The sequence below is a fragment of the Actinotalea ferrariae genome (genome assembly GCF_019733465.1).
In the GTDB taxonomy this organism is placed as follows: Bacteria; Actinomycetota; Actinomycetes; order Actinomycetales; family Cellulomonadaceae; genus Actinotalea; species Actinotalea ferrariae_A.
In genome coordinates this window covers 1-24,086 of record NZ_JACVQL010000101.1, presented here as the reverse complement: position 1 = coordinate 24,086, position 24,086 = coordinate 1, and the positions used below count along the sequence as shown (strand labels likewise).

Below are 24,086 nucleotides of genomic sequence, written 5' to 3'. Positions count from 1 at the left end.
GCGTCGACGAGCGCAGCGCCGCGGGCGGCGGGCCAGTCGCCGACCACCGCGCGGACGGCCTCGGCCAGGGCCGCCGGGTCGCCGGGGGGCACCTCGCGCGCGGAGGAGTAGGGTGCGACCGCCTCGGACAGCCCGCTCGTCGCGCTGACGACCACTGGCCGCGCCGCGAGCACCGCCTCGACCGCGGCGTTGCCGAACGACTCCTCGCCGACGGAGGGGACGACGACGACGTCGGCGTCGGCCAGGAAGGGCCAGACGACCGGGTGGAAGCCCCGCAGCCGGACCTCGTCGGCGAGGTCGAGCTCCGCGATGCGCTCACGCAGCTGCGCCTCGAACCACTCGTAGCCGGGGAAGACGTCGCCGACGACGTCGAGTCGCAGGTCGAGCCCGCCGTCACGCAGCCGCCCGACCGCCTCGACCGCGACGTCGACGCCCTTGCGCGGCGAGAGCCGTCCGACGTAGGCGAGCCGCAGCGGGTCGCGCAGCGCGACACGCGCCGGCGTGGTGTCCGCCGGTCCGGGGACGGCGTTGTGGACGACGACGGCGCGCCGGGTCGCGCGGGGCAGGGACGAGCCGAGCACCGTCCCGGTGAACTCGCTGTTGACCACGACCGTCGAGCTGAGCAGCACCGGGAGCATGAGGAGGCGACGCAGCCACACGGGCAGGCTGACCTCGGCCTCGTGGACGTGGCAGACGAGCGGCCGGCGCACCACGCGCGCGAGCGCCATCCACAGCGGGAGGGTCACGGTGCTGACGTAGACCGCGTCCGGGCGGACGCGGCGCAGCAGCCGCACGCCGTGCGCCGCCCCCGTCACGACGTCGGCGACGAACCGGAGCAGCCCCGCGGGTCGCAGGGCGCTGCGGCGCAGGACGGCGGTGCGCGTCCGGACCACGTCGGCGCCGAGGCGCTCGAGCTCACCGACGAGCGGGCCGGTCACCGGCAGGGCGACGACGACGCGCCACCCCGCCTCGACGAAGCCCGCGACGCTCTCGAGCATGACGCGGTCGGAGCCGTAGAGGTCGGCACCCGGGTGCGCGACGAGGACGGTGCGGCGGGCCGCGGACGCGTGCGGAGCGCGAGCGCTCAAGGTGCCGCGAGCTCGGTGGCGACGAGCTCGTCGAACGTCACCGTGAGCGGGAGGGCGGTCGCCGACGCGGACACGTAGGCGCCGAGACCGACGCTCCCCGCGGCCTGCAGCGACGGCGCGGCGTCGGTGGCCGCCACCTGCCAGCCGGCGGGCTCGGCGGCACCGTCCTGCCAGACGCGCGCGCGCAGCACCGTGGGCGAGGTGCCGCTGACCTGCAGGCGGACGTGGAGCTGCTCGCCCGCGTCGAGCGTCAGACCGGGGACACCCGCCACGGCGAGGGTCGTCTCGGTGCCGTCGACCCGGCTCAGGTACACCGTGACCCCGCCGTTCGCCATGACCTTGACCTTGACGCGGTAGTCCGCCGTCCCGACGCGACGTCCGACGAGCGAGACGAACGTCCCCGCACCGTCGGGCAGCCTGCTCAGCGACGTCCGGACGTGCGCGTCGGTCGAGGCCGAGGCCACGCCCGGGACGTACGCCGACGCCCCGCTGCCCGCACGCGGCAGGACCATCCGGCCCGCTCCGTCCGCGACCGAGAACGACGACGGCGAGCCGACGAGCGCCCACGGGCCCGCCCAGCCGGTGGCCACGGTGCGCGCGAAGTCGTCGCGCACGAACGCCCCGGCGGGGCCGGGGGCCACGCGCACGACGGTGACGACGCGCGAGGCGGACGAGGACAGCCCGTCGTCGTCGGTCGCGATGAGCATGATCGTGTACTCGCCCGGGGCCGCGTACGTGTGCGAGGCGGTCACGCCCGCGTCGGTCGCGCCGTCGCCGAAGTCCCAGGCGTAGCCGGTCACCGTGCCGTCGTCGTCCGTCGACGCCGAGCCGTCGACCGCGACGGTGAGCCCGTCGACGGTCACGTCGAACGCGGCGACGGGCGCCTGCTCCACCGGCGGCTCGCCGCCGACCGTGACGGCGTGCGTCACCGAGGCCGCGTCGCCGTCGTCGTCGGTCGTCGTGAGCGTGACGGAGTAGGTGCCCGGCACGCGGTAGGTGTGGGCCGGGGTCGCGCCCGTGCCGAACTCGCCGTCGCCGAAGTCCCAGCCGTACAGCGCGACCCTGCCGTCCGCGTCCGTCGTCGCCGTCGCGTCGAAGGACACGGTGGCGCCGTCGACCGTGCTCGCGAACGCGGGCCGGGGCGGCTGGTTCTCGACCGGGGGCGGCCCGTCGAGGTGCGCAGCACGCAGGTCGTCGACCGTGAACGCCACCGGGGCGGTCGTCGTCGACGCCGAGAGGTACGCCATGACACCCACGCCGCCCGCGGTCTGGAGCGCCGGCGTCGCGTCGGTCGCCGTGAGCTGCCAGCGCTCGGGCTCGGGCGCGCCGTCCTCCCACGCCTTGGCCTGGAGCGTCGTCGGCGACGTCCCGGTCACCGTGAGCCGCACGCGCAGCGCGTCGCCCGGCGCGAACGAGACGTCCGGGAGCGTGAGCGCACCCAGAGTGCTCTCGCCGCCGGACACGCGGGTGAGGTACAGGGTGACCGCACCCGACGAGGCGATCTTGAGCTTCGCGCGGTAGTCGTTGGGCCCGACCCGACGCCCGACGAGCGAGACGAACGCGCCGCCGCCGTCGGGCACGGTCGTCGTGGCGAGCCGAGCGCTGAGGTCCACCTCGTCCGACGTCGCACCCACGAGAGCCGCCGTCAGGCCCGCACCCGGACGGGGCACGCTCATGCGTCCGGCCCCGTCGACCACGGAGAACGCGGCCGGGTCGCCGACCAGGGACCACGTCCCGCCGACGTCCGCCGTGCCCCAGCCCCCCGCGAGGGCGCGGTCGAAGCCGTCCGCCGCCCACGCGTCGCCCGGTGCGTCCTGCGCAGCGACCGGAGGGGCCGCATCGGCGGGGGCCCCCGCGGCCGCCGGGGCCAGCAGGGTCCCCGTGAGGCACAGCCCCACCGTCGCCGCCAGGGTTGTCGCTCGACGTACGACGCCGGTCCGCTGTCGCATCGGCGACCCTCATTCCTCAGGCTGTCCGGGCAGGTGCTCGCGCACCACCCTACGGGCGCAGCCCGGCGGAAACCGGCTCCAAACGGGTGAAATCAGACATTCCGGCGAGGCGGCCGTGACGACCGCCTCGCCGTGTCGTGGATGCGTCCGATGGCCGTCCCGTCATGGGCGCCGCACCACGAGGTCGTCGAACGCCACCGTCGTCGGCGTGCTGGTCGCCGACGCGGAGACGTACGCCGTGACCCCGACACCGCCCGCCGCCTGCAGCGACGGGGCCGCGTCCGTCGCCGTGAGTCGCCACTCCGCCGGCTCGGGCGACGACGCCTCCCACGCCTTGGCGCGGATCGTCGTCGGCGACGTCCCGGTGACCTCGAGCCGGACGGCCAGCGGCTCACCCTCGGTCAGGCTCACGCCGGGGACCCCCGCGACGGCGAGGTTCGTCTCGGTGCCGTCGACCTTCGTGAGGTAGAGCGTCACGGCGCCCGTCGCCGTGATCTTGACCTTGGCGCGGTAGTCCGCCGCACCCACGCCCCGCCCGATGAGCGACAGGAAGCTGCCGCCGCCGTCCGGCACCGGGCTGGTCGACATCACGACGGTCGTGTCGGTCCGCGTCTCGGCGACGCCGGCGAGCATCGCCGTGGCGCCGAAGCCCGACCGGGGCAGCGTCATCCGTCCCGCCCCCTCGGCCACGGAGAACACCGGTGCCGGGCCGACCGTCGTCCACGGACCGCCCACGTCGGCCGTGCCCCACCCACCGGTCACGGCGCGCTCGAAGGCGTCGCCCGCGGCGACGCCCGGCGCCGTGACAGTGACCGCCTGCGTCGTCGAGGCCGTCGCACCGTCGTCGTCCGTCACCGTGAGCGTGACGTCGTACGTGCCCGGCGCCGCGAAGGTGTGGCCCGCGGTGACGCCCGACGCCACCGCGCCGCCGCCGAACGTCCAGGCGTGCGCCACCACGGTGCCGTCCGGGTCGCTCGACCCCGAGCCGTCGACTGCGACCGCGAGGCCGGTCGCGGTCACGGTGAACGCGGCCACGGGTGCCGCGTTGTCCGGGGGCGGCTGGGCCACGACGGTGACCTGCTGCGTCGTGCTCGTGGTGGCGCCGTCGTCGTCCGTGACCGTGAGCGTGACGTCGTACGTGCCCCCCGCGGGGAACGCGTGGGTCGCCGTCACGCCGGTCGCGGAACCACCACCGCCGAACGCCCACGCGAAGCCGGTCGGGGTGCCGTCCGGGTCCGTCGACGTCGAGGCGTCGACCGTCACCTGGAGACCGTCGACCGAGGTCACGAAGGCCGCGACCGGCGGCTGATTGGCCGGCGGGACGGCGCCGGGGGGCGCCGCGACCAGGTCGTCGACCGTGAAGGTCACGGGCGCGTTGGTCGCGTTCGCGGACACGTAGGGCGCGACGCCGACGCCGCCCGGTGCCTGGAGCTGGGCCGTGCCGTCCGTCGCCGTGAGCTGCCAGCCCGTGGGCTCGGGCGTGCCGAGCTCCCAGACCTTCGCCCGGAGCGTCGTCGGACTCGTCCCCGTGACCTCGAGGCGCATCCGCAGGGCCTCGCCCGTCCGGTACGAGACCCGGGGGACGCCCGTCGACGCGAGCGTCGCCTCACCACCGGTGGTCCGGCTGAGGTAGAGCGTCACCGCCCCGTTCGCGGCGACCTTGACCTTGGTGCGGTAGTCGGCGGCGCCGACCCGACGGCCGACGAGCGAGACGAACGCGCCGCCGCCGTCGACGACCTTGCTCAGGGCGACCGTCGTGCTCACGTCGGTCGACGTCGAGAGCGCGTCGGGCAGCAGCGCCGTGAGCCCGCCCCCGGCGCGCGTGACGGTCATCCGACCCGCGCCGTCCGCGACGGAGAACGCCGACGCGGCGCCCGTGACGGACCACGCCCCGCCGACGTCGGCCGTGCCCCAGCCGCCCGTGACGGACCGGCCGAACGCGTCCTGCGCGGCGACGCCCGCGGGCGGCGCCACGACCGTGACCTGCTGCGTCGTGGACGCGGTCGTCCCGTCGTCGTCGGTGACGGTGAGCGTCACGTCGTAGGTGCCGCCCGCGCCGTACGTGTACGACGCCGTGGGACCGGCGCTGCTGCCGCCGTCGCCGAAGGTCCACGCGTACCCGTCGACGGTCCCGTCCGGGTCGGACGACGACGAGCCGTCGGCCGTCACCGTGAGCCCCGAGGCGCCCATGGTGAAGGCGGCCGTCGGCGCCTGGTTCGGCGGCTCGGTGACCGTGACAGCCTGCGTCGTGGAGCGCGTCGCACCGTCGTCGTCCGTGACCGTGAGGGTCACGTCGTAGGTGCCGGGCGCGGCGTACGGGTGCACCGCCGTCGGCCCGGAAGCCGTGCCGCCGTCCCCGAACGTCCACGCGTGCGCCACGACCGAGCCGTCCGCGTCGGACGACGCCGCACCGTCGACCGAGAGCGTGAGGTCGTCCGTCGTCGCGGTGAAGGCGGCGACGGGTGCCTGGTTCTCCGGCTCGGGCTCGGCCACGCCGAGCGCATGGTGTGCGGCCACCTCCGCCGCGGAGAGCGGGCGCGAGTACACGGCCACCTCGTCGACGGTGCCCGCGAAGTGCGGCTGCGGCCCCCACGTGGTGTCGCTGCCGACCTTCCAGTAGCCCGTGTAGCCCTCGGACTCCGTCTGCGGGTGCGTCCCGACGGCGGCGCCGTCCACGTACAGGACCATGCCCGCGGCTCCCTGGGTCGCCACCACGTGGTGCCACCGGCCGTCGTTGTAGGCCGACGGCGACGTGATGGTGTTCGTCGCGCCGGTCCAGACCCCGAACGTCAGTCTGCCGTCGGTCTCCATGTAGACGTGCCGGTCGTAGTTGCTCGACAGGTCCTCGCGGTTGGCGCCGAAGCCGATGAGCTTGCCGCCCGCCGTCGTCGTCGTGCGGAACCACAGCTCGGTCGAGTACGTGCGCGGGTCGGCGAAGCTCCGGTCGCTCGACAGCAGCCCGCCGGCACCGTCGAACGTCGCCGCCGTGCCCCCCTCGCGCAGCCCCTCGGTGCCGAGGGTCACGCCGCGCCGGAACGTGCCCGGCGTCGCGCCGAGGCTCGCGTCGGCCGCCGTCGTGCCGCCCGTCTCGTCGAGCCGCCAGAAGAGGTCGGGCTCCGCGTCGTAGACCGCCGCGCCGTACGCGTCCGCGGGACGCTCGGGCAGGTCGACCGTGCGCCCGGACGCCCGGTAGTGGTCCACCACCTCGGCGAACGCGAGCGCGCGCGGGTAGACCGCGACCTCGTCGACGGCACCCGTGAGGAAGTCGTCCGCCGGACGGTCGGGCCACCCGCCCAGGTTGTCGCCGCCGATGCGCCAGTAGCCGCTGTAGGGCTGGGCCGACGTCGTGTCCGCCCGGCTCGCGATGCGCCGGCCGTCGACGTAGAGCTGCATGCCCGTCTCGCCCAGCGACGCGACGACGTGGTGCCACGCGCCGTCGTTGTACGCCGACGCGCTGCGCACGGTCCGGACGCCGCCCGGGTAGACGCCGAACGTGATCCGGCCTTCGGAGTCCATGTACACGTGGCGGTCGTAGCTGCCCGACGTCCCCGACGCGGCGTTGCCGAACCCGATGATCTTGCCGCCGCGCGTCGACGTCGTGCGCACCCACGCCTCGACCGTGAACCGCTCCGGTCCGGGCTCGGCCACCGGCGAGACGACGATGCCGTCCGCGGTGCCCGGGAAGCCCGAGGCCGCGTCGGGGTCGCCCACGACGGCTCCCGCCAGCCCGCGCGTCACGGCCGGGCCGACGCGCGCGTCCGACCAGCCCGCGTGGTCGTACGCAGCCGTGCCGTCCGCCTCACCGAGACGCCAGAAGTACGCGGGGTCGTCCTCGAGGACCTTCTCGGCGTAGTCGCTCTCGGTGGGCGCCGCGTCGCTCGCGACCACGGTGACCGCGTCCGACTGGACGCTGTTGCCGTACGGATCGGTGATCCGCAGGCGGTACCGGTACTGCGCACCCGGCGTCAGGCCCTCGTCCACGAACCCCATGCCGGGGCGCTGGTAGAACGTCGAGCCCTGGACCGTCTCGTACACCGGCGCCGCGGTGTTGCTGTTCCGGATCAGCGTGTACGTCAGGTCCTCGTTGTCCCAGTCGTAGTTGGCGGTCCACCGGACGCGCACCTCGCCGCGCGACAGCGACACGGCCGCCAGGTCGACCCGGCCGCCGACCACCTGGGGGCCGACGTCGTTCGGCGCGAGCTCGCGCACCGCGTAGCGGACGAGGCCCTGCTGGCCGCGGCCGTTGACGTTGCGGAATTCCCCGCCCATGAGCACGTAGTCGTCGGTCCCCGTGACGGTCCACGGGCCCTGGTTCTGGCCGGTGTAGGTGCCCGTGTCCATCTGGGGGTACCAGTTGAGCATCGAGGGTGCCGGGTTGCCGGCGAAGTTGAAGTAGCCGTAGGGGTCGTTCGTGACCGTCTGCGTCGCTGCCTTGCTGACCGCCGTCGCGCGGTAGAACGACCACGGGTCCGTCTGCGGGAAGCCGCCGACGTTGCCGCAGTAGTGCTTGTGGCTCGCCTGGTAGACGACGTCGCCGACGGGCCACACGGCGTAGGTGTCGCCGTGGCAGTCCTCGACCCAGCGCAGCGCGCCGTCGGACCAGTTCGCCGCGAACGCACCCTCGAGGTTGCCGCCCGCCCCGAACACGTAGCCCGAGCCATAGACCGTGTCGCCGTCGGCCGCCAGACCGGTGATGGAGGCGTCCCGGCCGCCGTTGCGGATGAGGCCGTTCACCGCGAACGGCAGGAGGTCGCCCGTCGTCGCGTCGACCGCACCGAGCCCGTAGCCCGGGTTCGACGAGCCGTTGAGCGAGGTGAACGACCCGCCGACCACGAGCTTGGAGCCGTCGGGCGAGATCACCATGGCGTTCACGCCGCTGCCGCCCTCGGCCTCCGGCGACCAGTCGAGCAGGGTCCCGTCGGACGCCCGCGCCGCCGCGAGGCGCAGGCGCGTCTCGGTCCCGACGCCGCTGAACAGGCCACCGAAGTACACCGTGCTCGCCGTCGCGACGATCGACCGCACCTTGGCGTGCGGCTTCGGCGTGAACGACGGGATGAGCGCTCCCGTGGTCGCGTCGAGCGCCGCGATGCGCCACACCCGCGCGCCGTCGACCTCGGTGAAGTCCCCGCCGACGTAGATCCGGCTGCCGTCCGGCGAGGCGGCGATCGTGAGCGCCTGCGCGTTCGTCCGGGGGGCCCAGGACGAGATCAGCTGGCCGGTGCGGATGTCGTACGCGAGCAGGTTCGCCCGGGGCGTCGTGCTCGTGCCCGGTGCCGCGCCCGGCGGCCGGGCGGTCGAGAAGCTGCCGGCCACGTAGACCCGGTTCCCCACCACGACCTGCTGCCACACGACGCCGTCGACCTGGACGGTCGGGAGCGCGTCGGCGGCCACGGTCACGGGCTCGGCGGGGTCGGACGGCATCGTGTCGGCCGCGACGGGCCCCGTGATGCCTACGACCGCGAGCGCGGAGGCGGCGAGCACGGCGACGGTCCTGGCCGACGCGGCGCGAAGGATGCGGTGCATGGGGGCCCCTTCGGTCCTCGATGACCGCGACGGGCGGCCCACGCGTAACGCTAGTGTTACGAGACCGGGCCTTTCTGGCACCAAACGGGTGAAATCGGACGCGCGGTGGGCGTGACGCGGGGGGCGCCCCGGCTCAGGCGTCGGGCGTGCGGGCCTCGAGCTCGTCGACGGTGACGACGAACGGCACGTTCGTCGCGGTCGCCCCGAGGTACGTGACGACCCCGATCGATCCCGGCGCCTGCAGCGGCGCGTACGTGTTCGTCGTCGAGCGCAGCCACCCGGGCTCCGCCTGACCGTCCCGCCACACCTTGGCGCGCAGCGTCGCCGTCCCCGTGCCCTCGACGGACATCCGGACGCGCAGGCGGTCCCCCGGCACGGCCACCAGGCCGGCGACCGTCGTCGTCGCGAGGGTCAGCTCCTGGCTCCCGGCGACCCGCGTGAGGGCGAGCGTGACGACGCCGTCGGCGCCCACGCGCAGCTTGGTGCGGTACTCGTCGGCGGCGACCCGGCGTCCGGTCACGGACACGAGGACCGCACCGGCGTCGGGCAGCGCGGGCAGGCCGACCACGGCCGAGACGTCCGTGCGGTCGGACACGACGCCGTCGAGGTAGGCGGACGCTCCCCCGCCGTTCATGAGGGTCGTGCGGGCGGCGCCGTCCACGACCGAGAACTTGGCCGGGTCACCCACGACGGTCCACGCGCCGCCCACGTCGGCCGTGCCCCAGGCGTTGGCCACGGACCGGCCGAAGGCGTCACGGGCGAGCGCGGGGGGCAGCCCCGGAGCCGTGACCGTGACGTCCTGCACCGTCGTCGCCGTCAGGCCGTCGTCGTCCGTCACCGTGAGCCGCACGGGATACGTCCCCGCGGCGCCGTACGTGTGCGTGACCGTCGCCCCGGTCTTCACGGCACCGTCGCCGAGGTCCCACGACCAGGCCGTCACCGTGCCGTCGGGGTCGGACGACGACGTGCCGTCGAGCGTGACGCCGAGGTCCTGGGCCTGCGCCACGAACGCGGCGACCGGCGGCTGGTCGGCGGGCGGCGCGACCCCGGGCTCGACGACGCTCAGGTCGTCGAACCGGACCACGACGGGCAGGTTCGTCGCCGTCGCGCCGAGGTAGGTGACGAACCCGACGCCACCCGGCTGCTGGAGGTTCGCGGTGGCGTCCGTCGTGGTCAGGCGCCAGGCGGCCGGCTCGGGCTGACCGTTCTTCCAGACGACCGTCTGCAGGGTCGTCGGCGAGGTGCCCGTGAGCATCGTCCGGACGTGCAGGCGGTCACCCGGGGCATAGGTGAGCCCCGCGACGCCGCCCGAGGCGAGCGTCGTCTCGGTGCTGCCGACGACGCGCATGAGCGCGAGCGTGACGGCGCCGTCCGCACCGATGCGCACGCGCGTCCGGTAGTCGTCGGCGCCGACCTTCCGGGCGACCGCCGAGACGAGCACCGCACCGGCGTTCGGCAGCTTGTCCAGGGACACGACGCTGCGCATGTCCGTGTCGCCCGCGGAGGTGCCGAGGTGCGCGGAGGCACCGCTGCCCGCCGTGGACAGGGACATCCGCGCGACGCCGCCGGCCACGGAGAACCGCGTCGGCGAACCCGTGAGCGCCCACGCCCCGCCGATGTCGGCGGTGCCCCAGGCGTTGGTCACGGCGCGGTCGAACGCGTCGACGGCGAGCACACCCGGCGGCGGCGGGTCGGTGGCCGTGACGGTCCGCACGACGGTGCTCTGACCGCCACGGTCGTCGGTCACCGTGAGCCGGACGTCGTACTGCCCGGCCTCGTCGTACCTGTGCGTGGCCGTCGCGCCGGAGGCGGTCGAGCCGTCCCCGAAGTCCCAGGCCCACGTGGCGATGGTGCCGTCCGGGTCGGCCGAGCCGCGCCCGTCGACCTGGAGGTCCAGGTGCTCGACCGTCTCGGTGAACGCCGCCGTCGGCAGCGTGTTCGGCGGCCCCTGCGCGAGCTGGGCGTGCAGCAGGACCTGCTCCGGCGTGAGGGCCGAGCCGTACACCGCGACCTCGTCGATCGACCCCGCGAAGTACGTCTGCGGGCCCCAGGTGCGCTCCCCGCCGACCTTCCAGTAGCCCGCGTAGGACTGGGCGGTCGTCGTGGGGTCGGACCCGACGAGGGCGCCGTCGACGTACAGGCGCATGCCCTCCCCGGACTGCGTCGCCACGACGTGGTGCCACTGGCCGTCGTTGTACGCCGCGGCCGACCGGACGATCGTCGGGTTCGTCGTGCGCACCCCGAAGGCCAGGCGCCCGTCGGCCTCCATCACGATGTTCCGGTCCCGGTTCGTCGAGAGCGCGGTGTTCGAGCCCGCGAGACCGAGCAGGGTGCCGCCGGCCGTCGTGGTCGTGCGGAAGAAGAGCTCGAGCGAGTAGATGCGTGGGTTCGTCACCTGCCGCGCGCTCGACAGGATGTCGTTGGCCCCGTCGAAGGTGGCGGCGGTTCCCGGGACCCCGGCGAGCGCGCCGGGCGCACCGAGCACCGGGCCGTTCCGGTACGTGCCCGGGTTCGCGTAGAAGGACGCGTCGGCCGCCGTCGTGCCGCTGCGCTCGTCCGTGCGCCAGTAGAGCTCCGGGCCGAGCGCCTGGACCGCCTGGCCGTAGGCGTCCGCCGGCGCCGCGGGGAGCGGCGACGTGCGTCCGCCCGCTGCCCAGTGGGCGGCGACGCGCTCGTGCGTGAGCTCCTGGTGGTAGACCGCGACCTCGTCGATCACGCCCTGGAAGTTGTTGCTCGTGGGCCGGTTCGCCCAGCCCGTGAGGTTGTCGCCGCCCACCCGCCAGAAGCCGTAGGCGTCGCGCCCCTTGGTGACGTCGTCGCGCGAGCCGACGCGCACGCCGTCGACGTACAGCCGCATGCCGCTCGCGCCGAGCGTCGCCGCGACGTGGTGCCACTGGTTGTCGTTGTACGCCTGCGCGCTCGTGACGACCTGGCCGGAGGAGCCGCCGCGCGAGCCGAAGTTCAGCCGGCCGTCGTTGCCCATGTAGACCTGGCGGTCGGTGAGCGGCGAGTTGCCGCTGGGCAGGTTGCCGAAGGCGATGATGCCGCCGCCGCGGGTGGTCGACGTCCGGAACCACGCCTCGACCGTGAGGCTGTTCTCGCCCCACGCGTCGGTCCTGGTCACCGCGACGCCGTTCGCCGTCCCGTTGAAGGTGGCGGCTGTGCTCGCGTCGCCGGCGAGCGCGCCCGGCGTGCCACGCGTCACGCCGGTGCCGACCGAGAGGTCGTTCCAGCCCGCGTCGTCGATCGCGCGGGTGCCGCTGCTCTCACCGAGGCGCCACAGGGACACGGCGCCGTCCGCCTGGACCAGGTCGGCGTAGGTGCTGGTGGGCGCCGTCGTGCCCGACGCCGTCACCGTGATGAAGTCCGACCACGCGACGTTGCCGTGCGGGTCCGTCGCCTTGAGGCGGTAGCGGTACGCCGTCCCCGGCACGCGTCCCGTGTCGACGAAGCCCATGGCAGGGCGCTGGTAGAACGTCGACGGCTGGACGACGCGGTGGATGGCCGGTGTGGTGGTGCTGGTGCGGTAGAGCTCGTAGGTCAGGTCCCGGTTGTCCGGGTCGTGGTTGGCCGTCCACTGGAGGCGGATCGTGCCCGCCGTCGGTGACGTGCCGCTGAGGTCGACCTTCCCGCCCGTGATCTGAGGACCGACGTCGTTCGGTGCGATCGACGGGACCGCGAATCGCACGAGACCCTGCTGCGGCCTCCCGTTCACGGTCGTGAACTCCCCGCCCATCAGGACGTACTCGTCGGTACCCGTCACGGTCCACGGGCCCTGGTCCTGGCCGGTGTACTTGCCGAGGTTGAGGTCGGGGAACCACGGCAGGAGCGACGGCGTCGGGCGGCCCTCGAAGTTGGCGTAGCCGTACTGCTCGCGCGTGATGAGGTGCGTCGCGTCCTTGGTCATCGCCGTCGCGCGGGAGAAGGTCCACGGCTCGGTCTGCGGGAACCCGCCGATGTTGGCGCAGTAGTGCTTGTGGCTCGCCTGGTAGACGACGTCGTCGCTCGCCCAGACGCTGTAGGTGTCGCCGTGGCAGTCCTCCAGCCAGAGGAGCTCCCCGGTGTCCCAGTTCGCGGCGAACGTGCCCTCGAGGTTGCCGCCGCTGCCGTAGTGGTACCCCGTGCCGTAGACGCTCTCGCCGTCGCTCACGAGCGAGGTGAACGCCGAGTTGGTCCCGCCGTTGCGCACGACGGCGTTGGCAGCGAACGGCAGGAGCGCGCCCGTGGTCGCGTCGACCGCGCCGAGACCGTAGCCGGGGTTCGACGAGCCGTTGAGGGTCGTGAACGAGCCGCCGGCGACGATCGTCGAGCCGTCCGGCGAGAGGACGAGGGCGTTGACGCCGCTGGCCCCGGCCGCCTGGGGCGCCCACGGGAGCAGCGCGCCGTCGGAGGCGCGGGCGGCCGCGAGGCGGGTCCGGGTCTCCGTGCCGACGCCGCTGAACAGGCCGCCGAACCACACCGTGTCCGCGTCGGCGACGATCGTCCGGACCCGGGCGTGCGGCTTGGGCAGGAACGTGGGGTCCAGCGCGCCCGTGGTGGGGTCGATCGCCGCGATGCGCCAGACGGTCAGCCCGTTGACCTCGGTGAAGTCGCCGCCGATGTAGAGGCGGTCGCCGTCGGGCGACGCGGCGATCGTGAGGACCTGCGCGTTCGTCGTCGGCGCGAAGGAGCTCTTCAGCACGCCGGTGCGCAGGTCGTAGGCCAGCAGGTTGGCGCGCGCGACCGTCGACGTGCCGGGTGCGGCACCGGCCGGGCGGGCCGTCGTGAAGCTGCCGGCCGCGTAGACGGTGTCGCCGATGACGACCTGCTGCCACACCACGCCGTCGATCTGGACGGTCGGCAGCCCGTCGGCGGAGACGGTGGTCGGCTCGCCGGGGACGGTCGGTGCCGTGTCCGCGACGGCCGGCGGGACCAGGCCCGCCACGAGCATCCCGGCACCGGCGACGGTCGCCAGGAGCCGGACGAGGGGGCGGCGTGGTGCGAACGACATGGGAGGACCCTCACGATGGCGGCGGCTGGCGGGGAAGAGCCGCACGGTAGGGACCAACGGTATGCCGGACGAGCTAGGACAGAAACGGACAAACGGGTGAAATCTGCCCTCCAGCTCGGACGCCCACGCGGCGGGGCGCACCGCCGTCGGCCGCGAGCGGTCGGTCGCGAGCCGTCAGCCGCGCGCCGACAGGCGTCGGCCGCCGCCGTCAGACGTCGGCCGGGCTGCCGCGGAAGACGACGACCGGGGCCTGCATCGAGTAGCTCACCTCGAGCGCGACCTCCGAACGAGACCCCTCGTCGACGGCGAAGACGTACGTCCCCGTGACCGAGTCCCCGGCGTCGAGAGTGCCGGAGAACGGCGCCGACGGCGGGCCCAGCATGGGCAGGCCGGGCACTCCCGCGTCGTCGGTGAGGTTGACCGTCACCGCGCCCAGGTCGACGGGACCCGGCGAGCCGTTGGTGAGCCGGATCTCGAACGCGAGCGCCGGTCCGGCGATCTCCCCCGGTCCCTGCGCCTCGGCCTGGATGGCCTCCACGCCCCCGAGCGATGACGTCACGCCGGTGCCGAAGTCCGCCGTCGCGGCGAGCGGCACGGGTTCCGCCGTGGGCGGTACCCCGTCGGGCGCGGCCGCGGTCCCCCCGCCGCCCCCGGTGGCGTCGTCGGACGCGTCGGGGGACGGCGTCGGCGTCGAGCCCTCGTCACCCGGCGACGTGGTGGCCTCGGCGGTCGCGTCGTCCTGGTCCTCGCCTCCGCCCGCGGTGCAGCCCACGAGCAGTCCTGCGGTCAGGAGCAGCCCGGCCAGGGCTCGGCGGTCAGCCACGGGCCACCGCGGCCTCGGCGGCGAGCCGCACCATGTCGCGTCGCCACTTGAGCAGGGCCAGGACGAGGTGGCCGGCGCACCCGACGAACAGGAGCGTGTAGGCCCAGAAGAACGCCATGGGGGCCGCGAGCAGCACGAACACGAGGCACAGCACGCCGTAGTCGGTCGGCAGCACCAGCAGCCGGCGCACGAGCGGCACCCGTGCGGGTGGCAGCGTCGCAGCACCCGATCGTGCGGCCACGCCCCGCTTGAGCTGCTCGTTGAGGATCATCGCGAAGAACGAGACGGCCGCGACGACCGTGAAGCCGACGGGCACGAGCAGCAACGCCTCCGACGGCAGGTCGAGGAAGCGGTACGCCATGACCAGCACCGCGAGGTGCAGCGTCGAGATCTTGATCGCGTCGACCACGTGGTCGAGCCACTCCCCCGCGACGCTGCCGCCGCCGCGCAGCCGCGCGACCTGGCCGTCCGCCGAGTCGAACGCGTACCCGACGACGAGCAGCGCAGGCACGAGCGCGGCGGTCCACACGCCCGGACCCACGACGGCCACGAGCGCGATCCCCGAGAACGTGAACATCGCGCTGATCGCGGTCACGGCGTCCGGCGTCAGGCCGCGGCGGAACGCCCACGCGGCGAGCAGGCGCCCGAAGGGTCGGTTGACGAGGACGGAGTAGGCCGGCGCACCCGGTGCGGCGGCCTTCTGCGCGGACGCGAGGCGGCGGACGACGTCGCGGTACGACTCGTCGCGCGACGTCGACGGTGCCGCCGCGTCCGCAACCGCCACGGGCCGGCCCCGACGGGCCGGTCGTGCTCGCTCGGCGTTCGACACGCTCATCGTCATGCTCCTCTCGAGCCGGAGGCGGCGGGCCGCCCGGCGTCGCGCTTCGTGCCCCGGCCCGCCAGCCGCAGGCACAGCTCCTCGTAGCGGGACGCGACGTCGTCCCAGTCGTAGCGCTCCGCCTCCAGGAGCGCTGCCGCACCGCGGCTCCGGGTGGCCGCCGGGTCCTGCTCGGCCAGCTCGACCTCGCGCGCGACGTCGTCCGCGGTGGTGAACCAGCGGCCGCTCGCGCCCAGCACCTCGCGGTTGAACGAGACGTCGAAGGCCGTCGTCGCCGCGGCCGCACCGAGCGCTCGCAGGAGCGAGGGGTTGGTCCCGCCGACCGAGTGGCCGTGCAGGTACGTCCGCGCGTTCGCGTAGAGCTGGTCGAGCAGCTCCTGGTCCCAGACGCCGCCGAGGAAGCGCACCCGGTCGTCGGCGAGCGCGTGGACGCGCGCCGTGTAGGCGTCGGAGTAGGGCGCGGAGCCGACGACGACCAACGGGAGCTGCGCACCGCTGCGCCGGTAGCCGTCGACGATGACGTCGACGTGGTTCTCGGGCTCGAACCGCGCCACGACGAGGTGGAAGGCGTCGGGGGCGAGCCCTAGCTCGCGCAGCCGGTCGGACGCGCGCGGCACGACCGGGGCGCCGTAGGCGATGAGCTCCGTCGGCGCCCCGAACCGCTCGAGGTAGTAGTCGGCGATGCCCTGGGCGTCGGCGATGAGCGCGTCCGACCAGCGCACGGCGAGGGTCTCGGCGCGGCGGTAGAACTGCTTGCCCGCGCCGCCCCACTTGGCGCGCTTCCACTCGAGGCCGTCGACGTGGGTCGCGACGGGGATGCGGGCCGCGCGGAGCACGGGGAGCCAGGGGGCGTTCGCCGCGTTGAAGACGACCGCCGCGTCCGCGCCGCGGCGCGTCAGGTGCGCGACCGAGAGGCCGGTGTGGCTCAGCGTCTCGAGCGACCGGCTCCGGACGGCGGGCAGGTGCACCAGCTGCATGCCGAGGTGCTCGTCCCGGGGCTCGACGTCGGCGACGCGTCGGCAGTAGACCGTGACCTCGTGCCCGCGAGCGGCGAGCCGCCGGCCGACCTCCTCGACGCAGGTCTCGAACCCGCCGTAGCGCGCCGGTACCCCTCGGGTCCCGACGAGTGCGATCCTCACAGCCCTGCCTCCACGTCCCTCACGGACCCCTCCCGGGATCCCTCGTGCCGGCCCCCACGGCTCAGATCATCGATCGTGCGTCGTCCGGTCCGCCGCACCGTCACCCGAACGGGCGAGCACGTGGCGGCACGACCGGACCACCGCCCGCCGGACGGCGGACGGTGTCGTGCTGATCGGTCTCAGTAGGCCCCGGAACCGGTGACGACCGCGCGCGCGGTCTTCCAGAGGATCATGAGGTCCATCGCGAGCGACCAGTTGTCGACGTAGCGCAGGTCGAGCCGGACCGACTCGTCCCAGGAGAGGTCGGAGCGCCCCGACACCTGCCACAGGCCGGTCAGCCCGGGCCTGACGCGCAGGCGCCGGTGCACCGCGTCCTCGTAGCGGTCGACCTCCTCGCGCAGCGGCGGGCGCGGCCCGACGAGGGACATGTCCCCGCGCACCACGTTGAACAGCTGCGGGAGCTCGTCGATCGAGTAGCGCCGCAGGAAGCGGCCGACCGACGTGACCCGGGGGTCACGCCGCATCTTGAACAGCACGCCGGCGCCCTCGTCCTGGTCCGCGAGCCGGGCCCGGCGCTCGTCCGCGTCCACGTACATGCTGCGCAGCTTCCACAGCGTGAACGGCACGCCGTCCACGCCCACGCGCGTCTGCCGGTAGAAGGCCGGCCCGGGCGACGTCAGCCGGACGGCCGCCGCGGCGATCGCGAGCGGCAGCGAGGCCACGAGGAGCAGCAGGGCGCCGAGCGTGCGGTCGAGGACCGCCTTGCCGACGACGCGCCCACGCGTGGCGCCGACCTCGACCTCGAGCAACGACAGCCCCGCCGCCGGCCGGACCGTCACGCGGGGGCTGGTCACCTCTCGCAGGTCCGGCGCGATCACGAGCTGCGCGCCGGCGCGGTCGAGCGCCCACGACAGGCGCCGGAGCGCCTCGCCGCCCAGGTGCCCCGCGACGACGACGACCACCTCGATCGCGCGGTCGGCGACGACCTGCGGTACGTCGGCGATCGCGCCGACGACGGGCACGTCGACGTCACCGGCGTCGTCGTCGATGCTGGGCAGGCAGATCCCGGCGACCTGGTAGCCGTGGTACGGCTCGCGGACGAGGTCGTCGACGACGCGCGCGACGGACGCCGGGTCCCCGACCACGACGGTGCGCTTCATGCAGTCGCCCTCCACGCGCGCACGGTGCAGCACCTTGCGCAGCGCGTAGCGCGTGAGGAACGCGAGCACGGTGATGAGCGGGACGCCGACGAAGACGAGCGTGCGGGGGACGTCCGTCCGCACGGTGTAGCTGATCGCCATGAGCAGCACGACGCTGCCGCCGGCCGCGCGCAGGAGGGCCTGGAACTCCGTCGGCCCGTCACCGAGGTGGCGCAGGTCGTAGCCCTTGAAGACCAGCACCAGGACGCAGAACCCCAGCGCCGTGGCGAGGACCAGCCCGACGGTCCGCGGGGTCACGCCGTAGAGACCCGGCAGCAGGGCGCCCGCGATGGCGGTCGCGACGACCGCGTCGAGCAGGAGCACCCGGAGCCGGTAGCCGGCCGCGACGTCGGACCAGCGACGGACCAGGTGCGGGGTGTTGTGCGGGGTGACGCGCGGCTCGAAGGGCCTGGCCGACGCCCAGGACCTGCGCGGCTCGACGGCACGTGCACGACGGTCCCGACCGTCGAGGACTGCTTCGCGATCGATGGCGAGCGTCATCCGGCCCCCCTTCCCAGCGGTCCACGAACGGACCCGAGGTTATACCGGCGCATTCGTCCGAAACACCCCAGGTGTCCGATTTCACCCGGTTGGCACACCGGCGCCCGATCCCCCGACGGACGTCAGGAGGGGGCGTGGAACCGCTGCTGCGCGGCGAGGAGGCCCTGCGTGACGACGGCCTCGACGGCGTCCGCGGCCGAGTCCAGCAGCCAGGGGAGCTCCTTGCGCTCCGTCGCGGAGAAGTCCTTGAGCACGAAGTCGGCCGGGTCGGTGTGCCCGGGCGGACGGCCGACCCCGACCCGCACCCGGACGTAGTCCCGCGTGCCGACCGCCGAGCTGATGCTGCGGAGGCCGTTGTGGCCGCCCTCGCCGCCGCCCGACTTCAGGCGTACGGCGGCGAACGGGATGTCGAGCTCGTCGTGCACGACGACGAGCCGGTCCGGCGGCACCCCGAGGTACTGCACCAACGCACCGACCGGACCGCCGGAGACGTTCATGAAGCTCATCGGCTTGGCGAGGAGCACGCGCGGCCCCGGCGCCCCGCCGGGCAGGGTGCCCAGCCGGACGTCGGCGACCCGCGACCGGGTGCGGTGGCTCGTGAAGCCGGCGCCCGCTCGCCGCGCGAGCTCGTCGAGCACCATCTGGCCCACGTTGTGGCGGTTGCCCGCGTAGCCGGCGCCCGGGTTGCCGAGCCCGACGACGAGCCACGGGTCGCTCATGCCGTCCGTCCTCTCGTTCTGGCGGGATGCACGCGGCGCCCGGCCCCAGGGGGACCGGGCGCCGCGGGTGAGGCGTGCGAGGAGGCTCAGGACTCGTTCTCCGCCGCGGCGGCCGAGGCGGCCGACTGCGCGGCGGCCTGCTCCTCGACGGCGGCGGCGTCGGCCTCGTCGGCCGCGCTGGACTGCGGCGTCGAGATGCCGAGGATGACCGCCTCCGGGTCCCCGGTGTACGACGCGCCGGCCGGCAGCACGAGGTCCGCACCGCGGATCTGGGCACCGGCCTCGAGGCCCTCGATCGAGACCTCGATGGCCTCGGGCAGGCGCGTGGCCTCGGCCTCGAGCGTGACCGACTGGGTCTCGACGACGTGGATGGTGCCCGGGGCGGACTCGCCGACCACGTGGACGTTGACGTCGACGACGACCTTCTCGCCCTTCTTCACGACGAGGAGGTCGACGTGCTCGATGACGTTCTTGACCGGGTCGCGCTGGACGTCCTTGGCGATCGCGAGCTGCGCCGCCTCGCCGTCGAGCTCGATCGAGAACAGCGCGTTCGCGTGCTTGAGCGCGAGCATCGTCTCGTGGCCCGGGAGCGTGATGTGCTGCGGGGCGCCGCCGTGCCCGTAGAGGACGGCGGGGATCTGGTGGGCGCGGCGGATGCGGCGCGCCGCACCCTTGCCGAACTCGGTGCGGACGGCGGCGGCGAGCTTGACCTCGGACACGGGTGACTCCTGGTGCTGGATGACGGTGGGACGACTGATCGCCGGGCTCTGCCGGCAGCTGGGCGGCCTCGGCGCGGGACGCAGGACGGACACGCGACCGCATGGACCGGACCGCCCGTCGATCACGGAGTCGCAGGCGGCCCGCCACGCTCACGCATGGAGCACAGGCCGTCCGACGTCCCTCGCCGAGGCAACTTGCCTACTCTACCCGGCGCACGCGCGTGCGCGGAAACCGCTCGTCAGGGTCAGACGGCGCCGTCGAACAGCGACGTGACCGAGCCGTCGTCGAAGACCTCACGGATCGCCCGGGCGATGAGCGAGGCGATCGACAGCACGGTGAGCTTGTCGAACTGCCGCTCCTCGGGGATCGGCAGCGTGTCCGTGATGATCACCTCGCGGGCACCGCACTCCTGCAGCCGCTGGGCCGCCGGGTCCGAGAGCACGCCGTGGGTCGCCGCGACGATGACGTCCTTGGCGCCCGCGTCGAGCAGCACGCGGACGGCCTCCGCGATCGTGCCCCCCGTGTCGATGAGGTCGTCGACGAGCACGCACGTGCGGCCCTCGACCTCGCCGACCACGCGGTTCGCGACCGAGCGGTTGGGCTTGGTGATGTCTCGCGTCTTGTGCACGAAGGCGAGCGGGCACCCGCCGAGCTTGGCCGCCCACTGCTCGGCGACCCGGATGCGCCCCGCGTCGGGCGAGACCACGGAGACGTTGGTGAGGTCGACGCGCGTGCGCACGTAGTCGACGAGCAGTGGCATCGCCCACAGGTGGTCGACCGGCCCGTCGAAGAAGCCCTGCGTCTGCGCGGCGTGGAGGTCGACGCTCATGAGGCGGTGCGCCCCGGCCGTCTTGAACAGGTCCGCGATGAGCCGTGCGGAGATCGGCTCGCGGCCGCGGTGCTTCTTGTCCTGGCGTGCGTACCCGTAGAACGGGAGCACGACGGTGATCGTCTTGGCCGAGGCGCGCTTGAGGGCGTCGACCATGAGCAGCTGCTCCATGATCCACTGGTTGATCGGCGCCGTGTGGCTCTGGAGCACGAACGCGTCGGCTCCGCGGACGCTCTCCGCGAAGCGCACGTAGATCTCGCCGTTGGCGAAGTCGTACGCCGTCGTGGGGACCAGCTCGACGTCGAGCTCGCGCGCGACGTCGTCGGCCAGCTCGGGGTGCGCGCGTCCCGACACGAGCACGAGGCGCTTCGTGCCGTCCAGCGAGGTGATCCCGGTCATCGCGGTCAGCGCCCTTCGGTGGATGGTGCGGACGGGTCCCGCGGGTCCGAGGGTGGGCCCGCCTCCTGCGCACGCGCGAGCTCGGCGCGGGCCTGCGGTGACAGCGGCGCCTCGTCCTCGTCACCGAGCGCGGCCGCGGCCGCCTCGGCCGAGGGCGTGCCGGGGCGCCGACGCAGCACCCAGCGGTCGATGGTGCGCTGGGGCGCGGTGTTGATGCCGAGCGCACCCGGGTGCACGTCCCGGCGGATCACCGAGCCGGCGCCCGTGTACGCGCCGTCGCCGATCGTCACCGGTGCGACGAGCGCGTTGTCCGAGCCGATCCGCACGTGGCTGCCGATCGTCGTGCGGTGCTTCGTGACGCCGTCGTAGTTGACGAAGATCGTCGCGGCGCCGATGTTCGTGTGCTCGCCGATCTCGGCGTCGCCGACGTAGGACAGGTGCGGCACCTTCGAGTGGTCGCCGATCGTCGCGTTCTTCGTCTCGACGAAGGCGCCGATCTTGCCGTCCGCGCCGAGCGACGTGCCGGGGCGCAGGTAGGAGAAGGGGCCGACGACGGCCTGCGCACCGATGCGGGCCTGCGTCGCGTGCGAGCGCACCACGTGCGCGCCCGCCTCGACGACGACGTCGGTGAGGGTGCTGTCGGGACCGACGACGGCACCCGCGGCGACGCGCGTGCGCCCGTGCAGCTGGGTCCCCGGCAGGAGCGTGACGTCCTGCTCGAGCTCGACGTCCGCGTCGACCCACGTCGTGGCCGGGTCGACGACCGTGACGCCCGCGAGCATCCAGTCGGCGACGATGCGGCGGTTCATCTCGGCGCCGAGCGTCGCGAGCTGGACGCGGTCGTTGACGCCCTCGACGAGCACCGGGTCGTCGACCCGCAGGGCGCGGACGGCGCCGCCGTCGGACCGCGCGATCGCGAGCACGTCGGTGAGGTAGACCTCGCCCTGCGCGTTGTCGCGGCCGAGCCGTCCGAAGGCGCCGCGCAGGACGGCCGCGTCGAACACGTAGACCGAGGAGTTGATCTCGCGCACCGCGCGCTGCTCGTCGTCGGCGTCCTTGTGCTCGACGACACCGAGCACCTCGCCCGTCCCGGGCTCGCGCAGGACGCGGCCGTAGCCCGTGGGGTCCGCCACCTCGGTGGTCAGGACCGTCACCGCGTTGCCGTCCGCGACGTGCGCCGCGAGCAGCTCGGCGAGCGTGTCGCCGTCGAGCAGCGGGATGTCACCGGCGAGGACGACGACGGCCCCCTCCACCTGGTCGGCGTCGTGCCCGTCGTGGGCCGACGCCGCGTGCACGGCGGCGTCGAGGACCCCGAGCGCGCACTGCACGGCGCGGCCGGTGCCGGGGACGTCGTCCTGGTCCGCGATCAGCGCCTGGGGGTCGAGCTCGAGGGCATGAGCGGCGACGCGGTCGCGCTCATGACGCACGACGACGGCGAGCCGCTGGGGGTCGAGCGCGCGGCCGGCGGCCAGCGCGTGGCCGAGCATCGTGCGACCGGCCAGGGCGTGCAGCACCTTGGGGGTGGCGGACCGCATCCGGGTGCCCTCACCTGCGGCGAGCACGACGACGGCGGCGGGGCGGGGGTGGGTCACGGGACTCCCGGGTGGGTCTGCTCGACTGCTCCGCCGCTGCAGCGGCGGGTCTGGAACGCGCGGTCACTCTACCGTCGCCGGACGCGTGCGGATGCGCGCGTCCGGGCCGTCCCCGACGCTCCGCCCCCAGGATTCGAACCTGGACCGCAAGGCTCCAAAGGCCTGCATGCTGCCGTTACACCAGGGCGGACCGCCCGTGCGGACCCCGGCCACCCGCCCTCGGCGGGCCGTGCCCGGGTCACCCGTCGCGGCGGTGCCCCAGTCTGCCAGTGCCGCACGGCATGATGGACGGATGGCCACGACGAGCAAGCGCACCCCGCGCGCCCGGATGACCGGGACGCAGCGGCGCGAGCAGCTGCTCGACGTCTCGCGCACGCTGTTCGCCGAGAAGGGGTTCGAGGGCACGAGCGTCGAGGAGATCGCGGCGCGGGCCCAGGTCTCCAAGCCCGTGGTCTACGAGCACTTCGGCGGCAAGGAGGGCGTCTACGCCGTCGTCGTCGACCGCGAGATCCGGGCGCTCACCGACGCCCTGACCGGGGCGCTCGAGGCCGGCGGCCACCCGCAGGTGCTCGTGGAGCGGACGGCTCTCGCGCTGCTGGGGTACATCGAGACCTCGACCGACGGGTTCCGCATCCTGGTCCGCGACTCCCCCGTCGCGCAGGCGACGGGCACGTTCTCGAGCCTCATCGGCGACGTCGCGACGCAGGTCGAGCACCTGCTCGGCGCCCAGTTCACCAAGCGCGGCCTCGACCCGCGCACCGCGCCGATCTACGCCCAGATGCTCGTCGGCATGGTGGCCCTCACGGGCCAGCACTGGCTCGACACGCGCAGCCCCAAGAAGGAGGAGGTGGCCGCGCACCTGGTCAACCTCGCCTGGTACGGGCTGTCGGGCCTGCACCGCCGCCCCGCCCTGCGCGGCGAGGGCATGCGGGGCGAGGGCGAGCGCGGCCCGGGGCTGCGGCGCGAGGAGACCGCGTGACCGACGAGGTCGACCGGATCGTCGCGGCCTGGCAGCGCGAACGTCCGGATCTCGACGTCGAGCCGCTCGCCGTGCTGTCGCGGGTGAGCCGGCTCGCGCGCCACCTGGACCTCGCGCGGCGGTCGGCGTTCGACCGGCACGACCTCGAGCTCTGGGAGTTCGACGTGCTCTCCGCGCTGCGCCGCGCGGGTGAGCCGTACCAGCTGTCGCCGGGGGCGCTCGTCACCCAGACGCTCGTGACGAGCGGCACCATGACGAACCGCATCGACCGCCTGGCGGCGCGCGGCCTCGTCGAGCGCCTGCCGGTCCCCGCGGACCGTCGCGGCGTGCTCGTGCGGCTCACCGCGGCCGGGCGCGCGCGCGTGGACGCCGCGCTCGAGGACCTGCTGCGCGTGGAGCACGGGTTGCTCGCGTCGCTGCCCGAGCCGGACCGCCAGACCCTCGCGACTCTGCTCCGCGAGCTCGTCGCCCCCTTCGACGCGTAGGCGCGTCGGCACCGGACCGCACCGCCGGGGCCCACGCCCGGGCGCAGGCCTCAGCCGGCGGTCTCGGCCGCGAGGAACCACTCCTCCTCGAGCGCCTCGCGCTCGGCGGCGAGCTCGCGCAGCTCGGCGTCGAGGCGCTGGACGGTCTCGTGGTCCGTCGCGGCGGCGGCCATCTGCTCGTGCAGCTCGCCCTCGCGGGCCGCGATCCGCGCGAGGCGGCGGTCGATCCGCGCGACCTCCTTGCGGGCCGCGCGGACGTCCGCGGCCGACGGCGCGTCCGGGCCGGGCTCGCTCGTCGCGGCCGGTCCTGCGG

Annotated in this window: 14 protein-coding genes, 1 tRNA gene and 1 pseudogene; 2 read left to right on the top strand and 14 right to left on the bottom strand. The window is 74.4% G+C overall.

Annotated elements, in window-relative coordinates; translation table 11 throughout:
- The 13 genes from ICW40_RS09010 to ICW40_RS08950 all read right to left on the bottom strand — a co-directional run.
- A partial coding sequence (locus tag ICW40_RS09010; protein WP_260458988.1) for a glycosyltransferase occupies nucleotides 1-1,088 on the bottom strand: 1,088 nt, incomplete at its 3' end.
- The gene (locus ICW40_RS09005; RefSeq protein WP_221653491.1) at nucleotides 1,085-3,037 is read right to left on the bottom strand and encodes a PKD domain-containing protein; all 1,953 of its coding nucleotides are present in this window, start codon (nucleotides 3,035-3,037) and stop codon (nucleotides 1,085-1,087) included. The genes ICW40_RS09005 and ICW40_RS09010, both read right to left, overlap by 4 nt.
- Before the next feature lie 162 nt (nucleotides 3,038-3,199).
- Complete coding sequence (locus tag ICW40_RS09000; protein ID WP_221653490.1) at nucleotides 3,200-8,560, bottom strand: PKD domain-containing protein; 5,361 nt, start codon at nucleotides 8,558-8,560, stop codon at nucleotides 3,200-3,202.
- A 133-nt stretch (nucleotides 8,561-8,693) separates the two neighbouring features.
- Nucleotides 8,694-13,550, bottom strand: coding sequence for a LamG-like jellyroll fold domain-containing protein (locus ICW40_RS08995; RefSeq protein ID WP_221653489.1), 4,857 nt, complete (start codon nucleotides 13,548-13,550; stop codon nucleotides 8,694-8,696).
- A gap of 208 nt (nucleotides 13,551-13,758) precedes the next feature.
- Nucleotides 13,759-14,373 carry a hypothetical protein gene (locus tag ICW40_RS08990; protein ID WP_221653488.1) on the bottom strand — a complete coding sequence of 205 codons (615 nt, stop codon included), beginning with the start codon at nucleotides 14,371-14,373 and terminating at the stop codon, nucleotides 13,759-13,761.
- Nucleotides 14,366-15,208 carry a CDP-alcohol phosphatidyltransferase family protein gene (locus ICW40_RS08985; protein WP_221653487.1) on the bottom strand — a complete coding sequence of 281 codons (843 nt, stop codon included), beginning with the start codon at nucleotides 15,206-15,208 and terminating at the stop codon, nucleotides 14,366-14,368. Before ICW40_RS08985 ends, ICW40_RS08990 begins: the two co-directional genes overlap by 8 nt.
- A 2-nt stretch (nucleotides 15,209-15,210) precedes the next feature.
- Nucleotides 15,211-16,350: a DUF1972 domain-containing protein gene (locus ICW40_RS08980; RefSeq protein WP_221653486.1), complete on the bottom strand. Its 1,140-nt coding sequence runs from the start codon at nucleotides 16,348-16,350 to the stop codon at nucleotides 15,211-15,213.
- A 179-nt stretch (nucleotides 16,351-16,529) separates the two neighbouring features.
- Nucleotides 16,530-18,050 (bottom strand): sugar transferase, encoded by a 1,521-nt coding sequence (locus ICW40_RS08975; protein WP_221653485.1) that lies wholly within the window; start codon nucleotides 18,048-18,050, stop codon nucleotides 16,530-16,532.
- 122 nt (nucleotides 18,051-18,172) lie between these two features.
- A complete protein-coding gene (pth, locus tag ICW40_RS08970; RefSeq protein WP_221653484.1) occupies nucleotides 18,173-18,769 on the bottom strand; it encodes an aminoacyl-tRNA hydrolase in 597 nt (198 codons plus the stop codon).
- Nucleotides 18,770-18,855: 86 nt separating this feature from the next.
- Nucleotides 18,856-19,488, bottom strand: coding sequence for a 50S ribosomal protein L25/general stress protein Ctc (locus ICW40_RS08965; protein WP_221653483.1), 633 nt, complete (start codon nucleotides 19,486-19,488; stop codon nucleotides 18,856-18,858).
- Between the two features lie 245 nt (nucleotides 19,489-19,733).
- Complete coding sequence (locus ICW40_RS08960) at nucleotides 19,734-20,717, bottom strand: ribose-phosphate diphosphokinase (protein ID WP_221653482.1); 984 nt, start codon at nucleotides 20,715-20,717, stop codon at nucleotides 19,734-19,736.
- Between the two features lie 5 nt (nucleotides 20,718-20,722).
- Entirely contained in the window at nucleotides 20,723-22,309 is a 1,587-nt protein-coding gene (gene glmU, locus ICW40_RS08955) for a bifunctional UDP-N-acetylglucosamine diphosphorylase/glucosamine-1-phosphate N-acetyltransferase GlmU (protein WP_221653481.1), read from the bottom strand.
- A 118-nt stretch (nucleotides 22,310-22,427) separates the two neighbouring features.
- A tRNA-Gln gene (locus ICW40_RS08950) sits at nucleotides 22,428-22,499 on the bottom strand.
- A 138-nt stretch (nucleotides 22,500-22,637) separates the two neighbouring features.
- Here ICW40_RS08950 and ICW40_RS08945 point away from each other — a divergent pair.
- Nucleotides 22,638-23,288: a TetR/AcrR family transcriptional regulator gene (locus ICW40_RS08945; protein WP_221653492.1), complete on the top strand. Its 651-nt coding sequence runs from the start codon at nucleotides 22,638-22,640 to the stop codon at nucleotides 23,286-23,288.
- Nucleotides 23,285-23,773, top strand: coding sequence for a MarR family winged helix-turn-helix transcriptional regulator (locus tag ICW40_RS08940; protein ID WP_221653480.1), 489 nt, complete (start codon nucleotides 23,285-23,287; stop codon nucleotides 23,771-23,773). Before ICW40_RS08945 ends, ICW40_RS08940 begins: the two co-directional genes overlap by 4 nt.
- A gap of 50 nt (nucleotides 23,774-23,823) precedes the next feature.
- Here ICW40_RS08940 and ICW40_RS08935 read toward each other — a convergent pair.
- A pseudogene (locus tag ICW40_RS08935) lies at nucleotides 23,824-24,086 on the bottom strand (ABC transporter ATP-binding protein); the annotation flags it as partial.